Annotated in this window: 15 protein-coding genes; 11 read left to right on the plus strand and 4 right to left on the minus strand. The window is 35.6% G+C overall.

Translation table 11 applies throughout. The features are described from left to right. Nucleotides 1-38: 38 nt before the first annotated feature. The 3 genes from MKX96_RS07890 to MKX96_RS07900 form a co-directional block, all read right to left on the minus strand. The gene (locus MKX96_RS07890; RefSeq protein ID WP_340883117.1) at nt 39-434 is read right to left on the minus strand and encodes a pyrimidine dimer DNA glycosylase/endonuclease V; all 396 of its coding nucleotides are present in this window, start codon (nt 432-434) and stop codon (nt 39-41) included. Nucleotides 435-766: 332 nt separating this feature from the next. Beyond that, nucleotides 767-1,654, minus strand: a complete 888-nt coding sequence (locus MKX96_RS07895) for an IS3 family transposase (RefSeq protein WP_340883118.1) — start codon at nt 1,652-1,654, stop codon at nt 767-769. Beyond that, a complete protein-coding gene (locus MKX96_RS07900; protein WP_340883119.1) occupies nt 1,651-1,938 on the minus strand; it encodes a transposase in 288 nt (95 codons plus the stop codon). Before MKX96_RS07900 ends, MKX96_RS07895 begins: the two co-directional genes overlap by 4 nt. 207 nt (nt 1,939-2,145) lie before the next feature. Here MKX96_RS07900 and MKX96_RS07905 point away from each other — a divergent pair, with 207 nt between their 5' ends. Continuing rightward, nucleotides 2,146-2,436: a hypothetical protein gene (locus MKX96_RS07905; RefSeq protein WP_340883120.1), complete on the plus strand. Its 291-nt coding sequence runs from the start codon at nt 2,146-2,148 to the stop codon at nt 2,434-2,436. A gap of 123 nt (nt 2,437-2,559) precedes the next feature. Here the strand turns inward: MKX96_RS07905 and ku are convergent, their stop codons facing one another. Beyond that, on the minus strand, nt 2,560-3,390 hold the full coding sequence (ku, locus tag MKX96_RS07910; protein WP_340883121.1) for a non-homologous end joining protein Ku: 831 nt from the start codon (nt 3,388-3,390) through the stop codon (nt 2,560-2,562). 86 nt (nt 3,391-3,476) lie between these two features. On the opposite strand from ku, the gene MKX96_RS07915 reads away from it, so the two are divergent. The 10 genes from MKX96_RS07915 (at nt 3,477) to MKX96_RS07960 (ending at nt 15,180) form a co-directional block, all read left to right on the plus strand. After that, the gene (locus MKX96_RS07915; RefSeq protein ID WP_340883122.1) at nt 3,477-5,333 is read left to right on the plus strand and encodes a DNA ligase D; all 1,857 of its coding nucleotides are present in this window, start codon (nt 3,477-3,479) and stop codon (nt 5,331-5,333) included. 118 nt (nt 5,334-5,451) lie between these two features. After that, nucleotides 5,452-5,691: a KGG domain-containing protein gene (locus MKX96_RS07920; protein WP_340883123.1), complete on the plus strand. Its 240-nt coding sequence runs from the start codon at nt 5,452-5,454 to the stop codon at nt 5,689-5,691. Between the two features lie 114 nt (nt 5,692-5,805). After that, a complete protein-coding gene (locus tag MKX96_RS07925) occupies nt 5,806-6,021 on the plus strand; it encodes a KGG domain-containing protein (protein ID WP_445678182.1) in 216 nt (71 codons plus the stop codon). A gap of 505 nt (nt 6,022-6,526) precedes the next feature. Further along, the gene (locus MKX96_RS07930) at nt 6,527-7,084 is read left to right on the plus strand and encodes an integrase (protein ID WP_340883124.1); all 558 of its coding nucleotides are present in this window, start codon (nt 6,527-6,529) and stop codon (nt 7,082-7,084) included. Nucleotides 7,085-7,199: 115 nt separating this feature from the next. Next, nucleotides 7,200-7,367, plus strand: coding sequence for a hypothetical protein (locus MKX96_RS07935; protein ID WP_298471596.1), 168 nt, complete (start codon nt 7,200-7,202; stop codon nt 7,365-7,367). Nucleotides 7,368-7,681: 314 nt separating this feature from the next. Continuing rightward, complete coding sequence (locus MKX96_RS07940; protein WP_340883125.1) at nt 7,682-8,677, plus strand: DUF3196 family protein; 996 nt, start codon at nt 7,682-7,684, stop codon at nt 8,675-8,677. A 428-nt stretch (nt 8,678-9,105) separates the two neighbouring features. After that, nucleotides 9,106-10,635: a glycoside hydrolase family 10 protein gene (locus tag MKX96_RS07945; RefSeq protein ID WP_340883126.1), complete on the plus strand. Its 1,530-nt coding sequence runs from the start codon at nt 9,106-9,108 to the stop codon at nt 10,633-10,635. A 227-nt stretch (nt 10,636-10,862) separates the two neighbouring features. Continuing rightward, nucleotides 10,863-12,455 carry a glycoside hydrolase family 3 protein gene (locus MKX96_RS07950; RefSeq protein ID WP_340883127.1) on the plus strand — a complete coding sequence of 531 codons (1,593 nt, stop codon included), beginning with the start codon at nt 10,863-10,865 and terminating at the stop codon, nt 12,453-12,455. Nucleotides 12,456-12,542: 87 nt separating this feature from the next. Then, complete coding sequence (locus MKX96_RS07955) at nt 12,543-14,144, plus strand: extracellular solute-binding protein (RefSeq protein WP_169359853.1); 1,602 nt, start codon at nt 12,543-12,545, stop codon at nt 14,142-14,144. A gap of 79 nt (nt 14,145-14,223) precedes the next feature. Next, the gene (locus MKX96_RS07960) at nt 14,224-15,180 is read left to right on the plus strand and encodes an ABC transporter permease (RefSeq protein ID WP_169359854.1); all 957 of its coding nucleotides are present in this window, start codon (nt 14,224-14,226) and stop codon (nt 15,178-15,180) included. The last annotated feature ends 12 nt before the right edge of the window (nt 15,181-15,192 follow it).

A 15,192-nucleotide genomic window follows, 5' to 3' on the forward strand; every position in this document is an offset into this window, starting at 1 on the left:
ACACATGAAGGTTCAAGGAAACGTGAATGTATTTACATTCACGTTTCCTTTTTGTACACGGACATTAAGGATTCATACTGTTCAGTATTAAAATCCTTCTGCCCACGCATAAATTTTTCTTTTAGATTGAAAAAACATATCTCTAAATATTCTTTCGTATGATGATGCTCAAATGGATCTGCTAGCGTTTTATAAGAGCGACCTTCAAAATATTTTTCCATTTTGTCTACTGTACGTATATTTATGTTGCGTTTACGCATTTCCAGTAAGACCAATTGGGTATAAGCAAACAGATCATCTTTTGGGTAGTCATAGATATAGTTTATTAAAATATGGCGATCTTCTTTCGCAAAAATACTGTTTAACTCACGCCATTGTGCCAACAGCTGGGATTTCGGTAAAGAGCTTAGTAAATGTTGATGCCATAAGCGCAAATAAAACATCTCCTTTATAAAGTGCCCCTGTGAAGTTGCCCCTGTGTTAGAAACATTCATGTTATTTCAAACAATGATGAATGTTTGAATTTTCGCGTTTGTTTGTTGTAGGGAATTGAGATATGGTGGGAAATGTAAAATAACTGTGCTAATATTAGGTAAATGGAGGTGCCGGAATGCCAACAATAGCATTGCCTTGGTCTTCTGTAAAGAAAGTAGACAAATTAATTCACAACTTTTTTTCTTCCACTACCGCGCTGTCGCTTGCTGGGATGGTGAAAACAGGATAGGTCACAACCATACCTATCCTATTTCCACCATCTCTGATTTTCTCACCCTGCAGCCAAAAGACAACTTTTAATGAACGCTTGTTCAAAGTCTACAGGACTCACATAACCCAACGTGGAATGCCTTCTTCTCGTATTATAGAATTGGTCAATATAATGCCCAACCGCTTTGATTGCTTGCTCACGCGTCTCCCATTTATGGCGGTAGATCAACTCTTTCTTGATCGTCGCATGGAACGACTCGATACAGGCATTGTCATAAGGATCTCCCTTGCGACTCATGCTGCCCTTCATTTCTCTTTCGGTCAATAATCCGGTATAATCCTGCGAACAATATTGCGATCCACGGTCCGAGTGATGAATTAGTCCTTCCCCTGGGTCCCTTATCATAATTGCCTGTTGGAGGGCTTCGAAGGGTAATTCTTTTTTCATATTGTCTCTAATACTCCAGCCAATAATTTTTCGTGAAAAAAGGTCCATCACGCTCGCCAGATATAACCACCCCTGTATAGTCCAGATATACGTTATATCTGTTACCCATACGGTATTAGGTGCTTCCGCCAAGAATTTGCGTTCAAGCAGATTTGGATAGATAGGATGTTGGTGATTGGAATCCGTCGTCACCACGTAAGGGGTCGCTGATGTCGCACGGAGTCCCATCTCGTTCATTCGTTTCCCTATTGTCCGCTCACACACGTGAACACCTTGCGCCTCCAAATCTTTTGCGATTCGCGGGCTGCCATAAGTTCCATGACTTTCAATGAAGCTGGTTCGGATCAGTTGGTTGATTTCTTCTTTTTCCTCTTGAATTCTGTTCCGTTTCTCTTTTTCTCTCAACCATTTGTAATAACCACTAGTTGAAACCTTTAAAACTTCAGACATCTTCACCACGCGAAACTCATTTTGATGTTCCTCTATGAACGTAAATATCACGTGTGGCCTTTGGCGAAGACATGCATGGCCTTTTTTAAGATTTCATTTTCCTCCTTCAGTTCTTTTTCGTTCTTCTCTAGCTCTGCTATGCGTCTTTTCAGTTCTGTAGAAGAGATGAGCTGTTCATTATTTGAAAGCTCCTGCTTCTTGTTGTAGGCCCTTACCCAGGCACGAATTCTTTGCGGCTTGATCCCATGTTCATATCCTAATTCGGTTGCCTTTCTTCCATCTTCGATTACCAATTTCACCAGATAATCACGCATTTCTCTACTTGTCCTTATCATAATAAACACGCTCCCTTTATTTTCTATAAGTATGAAGGTCGTGTTTTAACATGTCTACTTTTTATACTATCTCTAGCCTGGTTTTTTATTTACTATTATAGTTCTTGCTTTTATAGCAATCATAGCACTTATTATTATCTTTATGGCTACAAGTAAAACTAAAAAAGGATGACCTTCTAGGTGATTTTAAAGGAGAGATGCATCTAAATGCTTATAAGAATGCTTTTAGAAATTCTTCGTATCATTTTCATTTTTGCAATCCTTGGTGTAATTTTGAGTGGTTTACTGAATGCACTCTATATTAGGTTCGAGGTTGGAACTTATTCTTGGTTAGGTGGCGTGGCGATTTTATTATTACTATTTGTACTATATAGGAATAGACTTCAATTCTCAGGTTGGTATAAAGGAGAAGGAAGAAAAAAATTACCCAATTCAGTTACTTATGTTATTGCTACAGTGTCAGTTTTTATGATTCTCTCTCCTTTTATTGTAGGTTAAAGGAGTTCCTAAAATCAAAACAAAGCCCTCGTAATATATAGAGAGCTTGGGACTAGCTTAAGCTGTTTTCAATAAATTATGTGTATATTGAATCTAGGAAGTATGCTTTGATATAAAATAAGCTTAAGATGTCTTTGCTTTTGGAGTTCTTTTCCGAGCAGGCGTCTTTTTCTTTTTTGTTTTATCTAATGAAGCCTGTAACGCTGCCATTAAATCCGTAACATTTGATGCGGCTGCAGGCTGTTGTTTACTGTCCGTTTCAATAGGCGGACTGCTAACTTTTTTCTCTTCGATTAATTCCATAAGTGCAGTGCGGTAATCATCTGTGTATTTTTCAGGGTTAAATTCAGTAGTTAGCTGATCGACTAATAGCAAGGCAGTTTCTAATTCCTTTTGTACGACTGTTTGGTCAAGTGGGATATTTGGAACGTCTGAAGCCTTTCTCACTTCATCAGGGAAATGAATGGTTTCCATGACGAGCAATTCCTTGTATACACGCACAACTGCTAGCTGTTCTTTAGCTCTTATAATAATTTTAGCTACGCCAATTTTGCCAGATTCCTCTAAAGCTTTTCTTAAAAGGGAATATGCCTTAGAGCCACCATTGTCAGGAGCTAAAAAATAGCTTTTTTCAAAATATATAGGATCAATTTCTTCTAGTTTCACAAAATCGATTATTTGTACGGCTTTATCCTCATTTTCCTTTCGTAGCTTTTCAAGTTCCTCATCATCCAAGACGACAAACTTGTTTTTAGAATACTCGTAAGCCCTCACGATATCTTCAGCTTTCACTTCTTCACTACAGCCCTCACAAACCTTTTTATAGGAAATAGGCTTCATGCATTCCTTATGAAGTTGGCGTAATTTAATATCTTTATTGTCAGTTGCAGTATGAAGCTTTACAGGAATATTGACAAGTCCAAAACTGATGCTTCCTTTCCAAACTGTATGCATATGTGTTACACCTGCTTTTCTTTTCCCTTACTATGATATCTTTCGACAGTTTTTATGTATGAGGAAGATAAATTTATCAAAAGCTAATGAAAAAGAAAGTAGGAAAAAATATTAAACCTATGCTTTTAACTCCTAGTGACGATATTCCTTTAGATGAGGATTGGATATATGAAACTAAATATGATGGTTTTCGATGTATATTAGAATGGCATGAGGAACCTATAATAAAAAGTAGAAATGAGAACGTTCTTAATAAAATGTTTCCAGAAATTATCCAATTTTGCATTTCCATTCAGGACAAAATAAAACCATACTTACCAATAGTGATGGACGGGGAGATTGTACATTTAGTAAATAATTATAAGAGTAATTTTACAGTCGTTCAAACAAGAGGCAGGATGAGAACTAAAGATGCAATTGAACAGCATGCTGCTAAATTCCCTTGCCACCTAGTAATTTTTGATCTCATGACCATTAATGGAGATGGCATTCATAGTCTTCCACTTGTTACACGAAGAGAGAAGCTTAGTCTAATGTTTAAGAAGCTTAGTCTACCTACTGCTGATTGTGAAAATAATAAACGACTACAAATAATTGAACAAAGTAAATTGAGTCAACAACTATGGGGAAGGATTGTAGCTCATAATGGAGAAGGAATGGTTGCTAAGAAAAAGAATAGTTTTTGGACTATTGGAAAGCGTTCAACTGATTGGCTCAAAATCAAAAATTGGAAGATTGCAACCATCATCCTAACCTCATTTGATAAGAACAATAATTATTTTTTTGGAGCTATCTATGAACAGGATAAATTAATAGAAGTGGTCAACTTTAGCCACGGTCTAAAGGAAGAAGAGCTTCTAACGCTTCAAAACTTTTTTTATACTAACGGTCAAATGGTTGGGAAAAATAAGTGGGTCATAGAACCTTCGATATGCGTGGATATTGCTTCAATCGATTTTGATGGAAAAAGTTTGAGAGAACCAAGGTTCCATCGATTTAATTTTGATTGTGAACCAGCTGAGTGTACAAAAAGACAATTTAATTTACAGTTATATCCTCTGCCCGAAAAAGTGAAAGTAACTCATCCGGACAAGCCTATATGGCTTTCAAATGATATTAGAAAAGAGGACTATCTCTATTACCTTCAACGAGTCTCTTCTTATATGATACCTTTTTTAAAAAATAGACTCTTGACTGTCATTAGATACCCACATGGAACGATAAGGGAAGAACGATTTTATCAAAAAAATTGGGAGGATAACATCCCTAAATATGTAGAAACCAAACTTTTTGAAGATAATAGGTATGTTATTTGTAATAATATCGAAACTCTTCTTTGGCTGGGAAATAAGCTAGCACTAGAATTCCATATTCCTTTTCAAACAGTTGATACAGAAATGCCAACAGAAATTGTATTTGACTTAGATCCCCCGTCCGTGGATTATTTTTGGATGGCAGTTGAAGCAGCAGTTAGAATGAAAGCTATTTTCGATGAATTTTCTCTTGTTTCATTTATTAAGACATCAGGGGGAAAGGGATTGCAAATTTATATTCCACTACCTAAAGGTATTTTCTCCTACGAGAACACTAGGGTTTTTACTAAGTTTGTTTGCGATTTTCTATGTGAGCAGGAGCCAAACCTTTTTACGACTGAACGCATGAAAAAAAATAGAGATAACAAGCTTTACCTGGATTACGTGCAGCACCATGAAGGGAAAACAATTATTGCTCCCTATTCTACACGCGGTAACGTGGGTGGCTATGTTGCTACTCCAGTAAATTGGGATGAGGTAAATAAAGAGCTGAGTCCCACTTTGTTTACAATTCCAATTGTTTTAGAAAGAGTTAGTAAGCATGGAGATATATTTCATACGTTTAGACATGTAGACAATCAACGTGCATTCAAAAAAGTAATAGAACAGTTAAAAAACATACTAATTTAATTATACACTTAAGAGGAAGGTACTATTTTAACAAGAAAATGTTTCAGCAATTATTAGATGGGAATATGATTAGTGAGCTTGAGATAAAAGCTCAAAACAAGCAAAAGGAGGAATTAATATGGCTAACAACAACCAAAACAATCGCGGAAGAAATAACAATGGAAACATGTCGTTTGAAGAAGCAGGACGTAAAGGTGGAGAAGCTACCTCCAATAATCTTGGGCAAGAATTTTACGAGGAAATCGGACGCAAAGGTGGAGAAGCCACTTCCGATAATCATAACAAAGACTTTTATAAGGAAATTGGCCGTAAAGGCGGAGAGTCACAAAGTAATTCCGGCAACAATAGTAACAACTAAACCTAAGTTATACGAAACCGAACAATAATTAATCCCAGATCAAATTATAGTAAGATGAAATTTAAAAAAGAATCTAAATAGTGAGTATTAAGTATTACTAGGAGGATGATTTTAATGGCTACAAACAATCGAGGAAACAATAATGGTAAAATGTCTGTAGAAGAAGCAGGACGTAAAGGTGGAGAAGCCACATCCAATAATCACGGACAAGAATTCTACGAGGAAATCGGACGTAAAGGCGGAGAAGCAACAACCGGTAACCATAATAAAGACGTCTATAAGGAAATTGGACGTAAGGGCGGGGAAACTCGTCAACAAGGTAATAACTAATTACTACAATCTGATATACAAAAAGAAGAACATATCTGAAATACCCGAGTCGATTATGACTCGGGTATTTTTTGTATTAGAATGTTGTAAGGAACTTTATATAAGACCTACTTACAAGCAGGTTATTGACTTTTAAGCAAAGGTACAAAGAATTCCTTATTGTATTCAAAGATAGAATATTGTTTATTTCCTCGGAAATGATATAAGTATAATTACATCTTCATTAGTCACTTCATAACGATTTAATGTTAGGTATAGTATCCAAACTGCATTGTAAAAGGTAAAAAGAGATCGCAACTAGCGTGCCCATGGATAATGATACAGATAAGTGAAAATCACTTCTAATTGCTTATTAAAAAGCATATTAAGCTCATTATGCACTTACTTGAATTGTGCTTGAAGATTATATGCTAAAATATTGTAAAATTTTAGTTGTTGTTATATAGTATTACTCATTGAAAACTCGTCCTTAGAATAAACTTACAAGGGGTAAAAAAGAAACAAAATGACAGATGTTAAAACACAAAATAATATAGAAGAAATAATCCATTCAACAGTGCACTCGGTTAACATGACAATGGAGGTTTATAAAGACAATTCAGGGATTAATATGAGCTACAACTTTATAGGCAATTATATCGGAGTAGATTTGCACAGATTATTTATAGCCATAGAAGAGATGCCTTGCTCTTTAACAATGGAGTTATATGTTAAAATACTAACAATGCATGAGCTAGGTCATGCCATGGATCGTGTTGCATTAATGAATACTCTGGAGCGAACAAAAGAAATTTTTCATATGAAACGAAATCATTCGATAAAAGAAATTTACAATAATTTAGAAATGTTATCTGTGATTTTGGAAGAACATGAAATGAATCTTGTCTTTGAGGAAACAGCCTGGACTAATGCGGGGACACTTAACGAAACATATAAAATAGTAGATCCTGTTCATTTAGAATTTGTTAAAAAACATAGCTTGTCTACCTATATAGATTCATACGAGGCTGATTTTTCTATTTATAACAGTCTTATGGAAGAAAACAATGAACAAATCGCGTAAGTCCTAGTCATCTGTAATCTATATACAGATGGCTTAATTTTTTCTCTAAGGGTTTCACTAATCTCTAAAAGGGAATATATATAGTAAATCCATCTAGAGAAAGAAGGAAATCTTAATGCAACAAAAAAACGAACAAAAAGATATGAGACAACCAAATAGCTTTCAAGAGCAAGGTAATTCTGCTCATCCCAAAGATGAAAAAGATACTAGACAGCCTAATAGTTTCCAGGAGCAGCCTCCAAATACGGAAAAAAACCATACACAAAAAGCCAAAGAAAACTAAGACTTTCCGATGAATGATACAATTAGTAGACAAGAAGATAGCTTCAATAAATAAGTGAGTGTTTGAAAGGGTATTCCTTGAAAGAATTATTTAGGGATATCCTTTTATTTTTATATAATAATAATAATACCCTATCTTAATAACGTTAATTTCTCACATAGTTATTTTTATAATAGGTAAAATATAACCAGGCTGATTTTATTTCTTGCGATTATAAATGAATTGCCTTTTTTACAGTTTGTAGTTAGTACATAAGTAAGAGTTAGTATAAAATAATACATATACATAGTGAATATAAAAGGCGGCTGAATATATTGAAGAAGAAAAAACATAACCTCCAAACAAATGAAAATGTAATTGTGTTTCCGGGAATGGTGGACACATTAATAAGTGATGGGCTTGCCTATGCGGAGGCTAATAATTATGTTAAAGCAGCAGCTTGCTTTGACGAAGCGAAGAAATATGTGGTGCTCGATGATGTGATTCTAAGTGTTTATGTGCTTACCTTGTTAGAAACTAGGAGGGCCAAAGAGGCAAAGCAAATATGTGAGGGCCTACTAGAAGAAAAATCTCCGGTTTTTGAACAGATAGTAGAGCTTTATTTGACTATATTATTAGATTTAAAGGAGTATTACGAGTTAAATCAAGTGATTAACCGAATTTTAACTGAATATAATTTTTCAGATGAAAGAAAGACCAATTTTAATCAGCTAAAAGATTTAAGTAATCGCCTTGCTAATGAGCAACCGCTTATAGATGATAATGAGGGAAATGCTCTTATACCTATTGAGAAGGAGCAACTTGAGTTAAAAACGTTTAAACAACTAAGCTTTGTTGAACAGGAGCAAATCCTACAGCAAGCTTTTTATAAAGACATCCATTCAGCTATTCCTGAAATTAAGGCAATTGTAGAATATCCTGACGTTTCTCCGACCGTTCAAACACTAGCACTTTTACTTTTGGGTAGTGCTGGAATTACTGATACTATCACAATTAGTAAGTTTGGTTTGACTCAGCAGGTAAATCCTTCTTCTCCTCCTCCTCAAACAGGAGTAGATCGAATGGAAGAAATAAATCAGCATGTACAAGAATATCTTCAAAAAGACCCGTCTAAACAAATGCTTACGACGGAGCTTTTACACCGCCATGCATATGCTCTTTTTCCTTTTGACTGGCAAGGGTACAAAAATGAAGAGGTTGCAATGGCGTACATTGATTTTATTAAAATTATGTTTGGGGAAGAAAACGTGCATTTAAATTCCTTGTTGGAATTTATTGAGACAATAGAAAATTCGATAGAAAAGCCTTAAGTTAATTTCTCGCGTTTTTCAAAGGAAAATAAATCTTTATTTCATAAATATAAGAAACTCATTCGTTACACTTAAGTTTAAGTAGTAATTAATGAGTTTTTTTATTGGAAAATAATGAAACTATATTTTATTTAAAAAGAATTATATTGACTTTTTTTATCAATTCAAATAATATACAAATTATTGCTAATATTTTGTAAAATTTAGTTATTTTGAGTAATAGTGTTGTGAAGTAATAGTTTTGTAGCGGTAATAAGTATCTAAAGTGGAGAAAGTGAGCCAAGAAGAAACCACAATTACATGTGGTAGTGAATTATAGATTTTCCTTCTCTAGCATCACACTAATAACTTAGTATTATATAAATCTTATGGAAAAGGAGGGTATTTTTTAGTTTTATAAAATATAAATTGGAAAGAGGAGGAAAAGAATGAACAGAAGGTATTTTAAAGCCTTTATTGCTGTGTTACTTACGTTTACTCTATTCTTTACAAGTATCGAAACAGGAAGTGCGGTGAGTACAATCTCTCCTAAGGTTGAAATGAGAGCTTCATGGATTTCTACTGTAGCAAATATAGACTTGAAGCCAGGTATGGATGAAGCTGCTTATACATCATGGGCTCGCTCTACCATCAAAGAGTTAGAAAGAAAAAATTTTAATACGGTTGTTTTTCAAGTTAAACCAACTGCAGATGCATTATATCCATCTGAGTTAGCACCTTGGTCACGTTACATCACAGGTAGTAAGCAAGGGACAAACCCAGGGTACGACCCGTTGCAAATTATGCTAGATACTGCACATGAACATGGTATGGAGTTACATGCTTGGATCAATCCTTACCGAGTTACGATGGCTAATCAAAAACTAGAGGAACTAGCATCAAATAATATAGCTTCTATTCATCCTGAATGGGTAGTTAAGCATGGGACTCAATATTACTTAAATCCAGGAATTCCAGGTGTCCAAAGTTACTTAATAGACACTGTAAAAGAACTAGTGTCAAATTATGACGTGGATGCGGTTCATATGGATGATTATTTCTATCCAGGAGTTAATTTTGATGACGCTGCAACATACGCACAGTATGGTACTGACTTTAACGACATCGGTGACTGGAGACGTAATAATGTGAATGAGCTAGTTCAACATATTAATAGTAATATCAAACAAATTAAGCCTTGGGTACAATTTGGTATTTCTCCATCAGGAATTTGGAGAAATAGTAAGGATGATCCGAATGGAAGCGAGACAAATGGATCTGCACACTATGACTCACTTTTCGCAGACAGTAGAAAGTGGATTCAATCAGGGTATATAGACTATATTACACCGCAAGTATACTGGTCTCGTCAGTTGGCTATAGCAAACTATTCGGTACTTCTAGAGTGGTGGAGTAGACAAACAGAAGGATATCCGATAAATCTTTACATTGGAATGGCAGATTACAAAGTAAATGCTAACTTTGATACGGCGTGGGACAATCCGTATGAATTACCAGAGCAAATTTTGGACAACCGTATAAATGGAAAGACGATGGGCCAAATGCATTTTACTCTCCGGGATATCCTTGCAAATAAGCTTGGCTATGCTGATATAGTAGAAAATGAAATTTATCAGACAAAATCCTTAACCCCTCCTACTCCATGGAACGGAGCAGAAGAACCTAAAAAACCTATACTAGTGACTGCTAAAAATGATGGGAACTCTGTTCAAATATCAATCGACAATAAGAAGCGGAAAGATGCTAGGAAATATGTGATTTACCGCTTCGAGGGCAATCACGCTGGGGATTACAATGACCCTAAAAATATTGTCGGGGTAGTTTTTGACCAAAACGGCTTTGCTAACTTTCAAGATCAGAACGTGGATCCGAATAAGCGTTACACTTATGGTGTAACATCTATTTCTTACACAGGGATGGAAAGCAAGAATGCCGAGGAAACAAAAACCAAAAAGTAAGCTATTCAAAACCTGAAGCCGTTTAGGCTTCAGGTTTTTTATATGGATGAAATCTATCTTTATTAAAACATAAATTGAAATATTAAAACGAAAATAATTATAAATTTCAAAAATCATGTTTCATTTTCAAAATAAATATGATATGTTATTTAATATTCAGACTTAATAGAAAAGTTGTTTTTATGAGAACTATTTTTTAAATTGATTAATATAAAGAAGGTGTTTATTTGAGTCAACAGGTTGCGTCTATTCAAGTTGGACAATTAATGGTTGTAGGATTTAAAGGGAAAATTGCACCAAAGAGTATCGTTGAGCAGATCCATCGACACCGAATTGGTGGAATTATATTGTTCAGTCATAATGTTGGAACACCTCAGGAACTCTTAAATTTAACCTCTTCTCTTCAGCGTGAAGCACAAAAAGCAGGCTATGAATATCCTCTTCTGATTTGCTTGGATCAAGAGAATGGGGTAGTGCGTAGATTGGGGAAAGGTGCAACTACATTCCCTGGAGCAATGTCCATTGGGGCAACGGAAAACTCAGAAAATGCTTTTGATATAAGCCTTGCCACTGGAAAAGAGCTAAAAGAGTTAGGGGTTAATTGGAATTTAGCACCTGTACTAGATGTAAATAATAACCCGGATAATCCGGTTATTGGGGTTCGTTCTTTTGGAGAAAATCCACATTTAGTAGCTGAATTTGGAAAAAATGCGATGAAGGGATTGCAAAGTGCTGGAGTGATCACTACGCTAAAGCATTTCCCAGGCCACGGTGATTCAAATGTAGATTCTCATTTATCCTTACCGGTGATTGGTCATACAAGAGAAAGGTTAGATGAAGTAGAGCTTGTACCATTCAAAGCTTGCATTGCAGAAGGGGCAGATACTATTATGTCTGCTCATGTTTATTTTCCTGCAATTGAGGATGGAGAAAATGTCCCTGCTACTTTGTCCAAAAAAGTGATTAGTGGGCTGTTGAGAGAGGAACTTGGATTTGACGGTGTGGTCACAACAGATTGTCTGGAAATGAAGGCAATTTCAGAAACAATTGGTACTGAAAAAGGTGCCGTTGAGGCCCTTAATGCAGGCGTAGACTTAGTAATGGTCTCACATACACATGAAGTACAGCTACGTACGATAAAGGAATTAGAGCTAGCCTTAGCTCAGGGTGTATTACAAGAAGAGAGCTTAAAGGCTTCCCTTAATCGCATTAATAGACTTAAGGAAAAATATTTGTCTTGGGAAAACACTCCCTTCCATTCCGAGTTTGTTTCCCTTGGTAGTGAAGAACATAAAATATTAGCTGAGAAGGTATTTAAAGAGAGCATTACAATCGTGAAGAATGAGGGCCTACTTCCTTTAAAGATGGATCAAAATATATTAGTAATTAATCCACCTAACCAAACTATTTACGGTGTTGAGGATGTAAAGGAAATAAAAACAACACTAAGTGATGCAATGAAGGAATTTAGTGATCAAGTAGAGGCTTATGATTTTCCTGAATCATTCACTCTAAATGATATGGATTTACTCATTCAAAGAGCAAAAGAATTTGATGTAATTGTTATTGGTACTCTTTCCGTCTCGGGTTCAAGTTCTGAGATGGAGTTGTTTAATAGACTTTTAAAAATAGATATTCCGATTGTTGGTGTAGCAATGAGAAATCCGTATGATTTAAGGTTTTTCCCAAAGGTAGCTGCATACTTAGCAACCTACGAGTTTACTTATCTTGCACTAAGAACCGCAGCTCAAGCAATATTTGGAAAAGTCTCCGTTAGTGGAAAACTTCCAGTAACTTTACTTGAAAATCAGACATTTTAGGGGGTGAGGGATACATAAGCAGGGAGGGAAGATATGTTTACAGAAATAGCGCATTGACTATTTTAAAAAAACTAGGGGGTATTACAAATGAGAGGTAAAAAGATAATTTCGTTAGCACTTATAGCAGCATTAGCCTTAGCAGCATGTTCGGATGATGAAGCAAAAGGTACTGTAGAACCAGATAGCAAAAATTTTAACAAAACTGGAATGCCCATTGTAAACGAAACAATTAAATTGGACATTTTTGCTGGTAAGTCAGCTACTACAGCTGATGACTGGAACGATGTATTAATACTTAATGAATATGAAAAAATGTCAAATATAGATATCACCTGGCAGCAGGTACCAGCCGATGGATTACAAGAAAAACGAAATCTTGCTTTAGCTAGTGGAACATTGCCTGACGTGTTTTATGCGGCAACAATTCCAGTAGGGGATTTACAGAAATACGGCCAACAAGGCACATTTATTCCATTAAACGACTTAATTGAGGATTATGCACCTAACCTAAGTAAAGTGTTAGAAGCAAATCCGGAAATTAAGAAAGGACTTACTTTCCCAGATGGGAATATTTATTCGTTCCCTACTATTTATTCACCAGAGTTCACTTCTCTATTAATAGGTGCTAAGCCTTGGATCAAACAAGATTGGTTAGATCAATTAGGTATGAAAAACCCTGAGAATTTAGATGAGCTATATGCTTACTTGAAGGCAGTAAAAGAAACTGACTTGAATGGAAATGGAAAAAATGACGAGATTCCTTTAAGTAGTGTTTCTATGACTCGTATACTACATTGGATTTCCGGTGCATTCGGTGTACAAAACAAAGGATCTCTTCACACCTTACTTGATACCGACTCAGCTGGTGAGCTTCGTTTCTTCCCAACTGCTCCAGAGTATAAAGAAATGTTAGAGTATATGCATAAATTATACTCAGAGGGCTTAATCGATCAAGGAATTTACTCCATTGACGTACCTAAATATTTGGCAGCTGCAGCTGAGGAGTTGTATGGAGCTACTCAATTCTACAACCCTGTTGAACTATTTGGAGAAGAAATCGGTAAGGACTATGTGGTAGGTAATGCACTAGCTGGCCCGAGTGGGGAAAAATTATACACAGGAATTACCTCTCCATTAAGAGATTTAGGGAACTTTGCTATTACGAGTGAAAATAAATACCCTGCTGAAACGGTAAGATGGTTAGATCATTTCTACAGTGATGAGGGAGCTTTAATGTTCTTCATGGGAATTGAAGGAGAAACATTTGAACAAACAGCTGATGGACCGAAGCTATTAGATAAAATCACAAATAGTAAAGACGGACTTACTATGACACAAGAACTAGCAAAATATTTAATCAATCCAGGTGGAAATCATCCCGTAATGATTACAGATGATTACTTCACTGGATCAGAGAATGCACCAGGTGATAAAGAGGCTACGAAAGAGCTTGAACCATATTTAATAGATGAAGTATGGCCTAACTTTACCTATACTGCAGAGGAAAATGATCGAGTATCAGTTTTAAAAGCAGATATTGATAAATACGTACAAGAAATGCAAGCGAAATTTATAACAGGAGAAACTCCTTTAACTGAATGGGACTCTTATGTGGGAACCATTGAAAAAATGGGATTAAAGGACTTCATGGAGCTTCAACAAAAGGCGTATGAAAGATACAAAGATTAATAAATGAGTTGCTTTCTAATTTGCAGAGGAAGTATCTTCCTCTGCAATATTAGAAAAACGGGGAGAAGGGGGTAAAAATATGCACATTAATGAAACAAAAGCAAAGCATGGGGTTGTTCCGAAAGTGAGTCGTTTTGCTAAAATCAAAAGAAATTTCCTAAAAAGCTGGCAGCTCTATGTTTTCTTACTTCCTGCGCTTTTATATTTTTTAATCTTTCACTATGTTCCTATGTATGGAGTACAAATAGCCTTTAAAAACTTTATGGCTAATCAAGGGATTTGGGGAAGTCCATGGATTGGATTTGATCATTTTACGCGCTTTTTTGATTCATACTACTTTTGGAGATTAATAAAAAATACAATCATTCTTAGTCTATATCAATTGTTATTATTCCCTTTGCCAATTATTTTGGCCCTTTCATTAAACGAGCTGAAAAATGGTGCTTTTAAAAAATGGGCTCAAACACTTACATATGCTCCTCACTTTATATCCGTAGTTGTAGTAGTTGGGATGATTGTTATTTTCTTGGATCCTGTAAACGGTTTAGTCAATCAAATCATTACTCTATTTGGCGGGGAACAAATTCGCTTTTTAGATGAGGCTAGTTGGTTTAGACATATATTTGTTTGGTCTGGAGTATGGCAAACATTAGGATGGAGCTCCATTATTTACTTAGCTGCATTAGCGGGCATTAACCCAGAACTACATGAAGCAGCAGAAGTCGACGGGGCGTCCAAATTACAACGAATTCTACATATCAACATACCGGGCATTTTTCCAACAATTGTCGTGCTTCTAATTTTAAACATTGGTAGTTTTATGTCTGTAGGATTTGAAAAAGTTTTATTATTACAAAATAGCTTGAACTCTGAAACCTCAGATGTCATACAAACCTATGTATATCAAGCTGGGTTACTAGAAGGTCAATATAGTTTTGCAGCAGCTATTGGTTTATTTGACTCCATCATTAACATAGCTTTATTAATAACCTTCAATTATGTTGCAAGAAAAACTAGCAATAACAGCTTATGGTAAGGAGGGGTTCAA

It is taken from the genome of Psychrobacillus sp. FSL W7-1493 (assembly GCF_038004905.1).
Classification (GTDB): Bacteria; Bacillota; Bacilli; order Bacillales_A; family Planococcaceae; genus Psychrobacillus.

Excerpts from the sequence above, each read along its gene's own strand:
- MKX96_RS07900 (WP_340883119.1), bottom strand. The coding sequence starts at position 1,938 with ATGATAAGGACAAGTAGAGAAATGCGTGATTATCTGGTGAAATTGGTA.
- MKX96_RS07905 (WP_340883120.1), top strand. The coding sequence starts at position 2,146 with ATGCTTATAAGAATGCTTTTAGAAATTCTTCGTATCATTTTCATTTTT.
- ku (WP_340883121.1), bottom strand. The coding sequence starts at position 3,390 with ATGCATACAGTTTGGAAAGGAAGCATCAGTTTTGGACTTGTCAATATT.
- MKX96_RS07915 (WP_340883122.1), top strand. The coding sequence starts at position 3,477 with ATGAAAAAGAAAGTAGGAAAAAATATTAAACCTATGCTTTTAACTCCT.
- MKX96_RS07920 (WP_340883123.1), top strand. The coding sequence starts at position 5,452 with ATGGCTAACAACAACCAAAACAATCGCGGAAGAAATAACAATGGAAAC.
- MKX96_RS07925 (WP_445678182.1), top strand. The coding sequence starts at position 5,806 with ATGGCTACAAACAATCGAGGAAACAATAATGGTAAAATGTCTGTAGAA.
- MKX96_RS07930 (WP_340883124.1), top strand. The coding sequence starts at position 6,527 with ATGACAGATGTTAAAACACAAAATAATATAGAAGAAATAATCCATTCA.
- MKX96_RS07935 (WP_298471596.1), top strand. The coding sequence starts at position 7,200 with ATGCAACAAAAAAACGAACAAAAAGATATGAGACAACCAAATAGCTTT.
- MKX96_RS07945 (WP_340883126.1), top strand. The coding sequence starts at position 9,106 with ATGAACAGAAGGTATTTTAAAGCCTTTATTGCTGTGTTACTTACGTTT.
- MKX96_RS07955 (WP_169359853.1), top strand. The coding sequence starts at position 12,543 with ATGAGAGGTAAAAAGATAATTTCGTTAGCACTTATAGCAGCATTAGCC.
- MKX96_RS07960 (WP_169359854.1), top strand. The coding sequence starts at position 14,224 with ATGCACATTAATGAAACAAAAGCAAAGCATGGGGTTGTTCCGAAAGTG.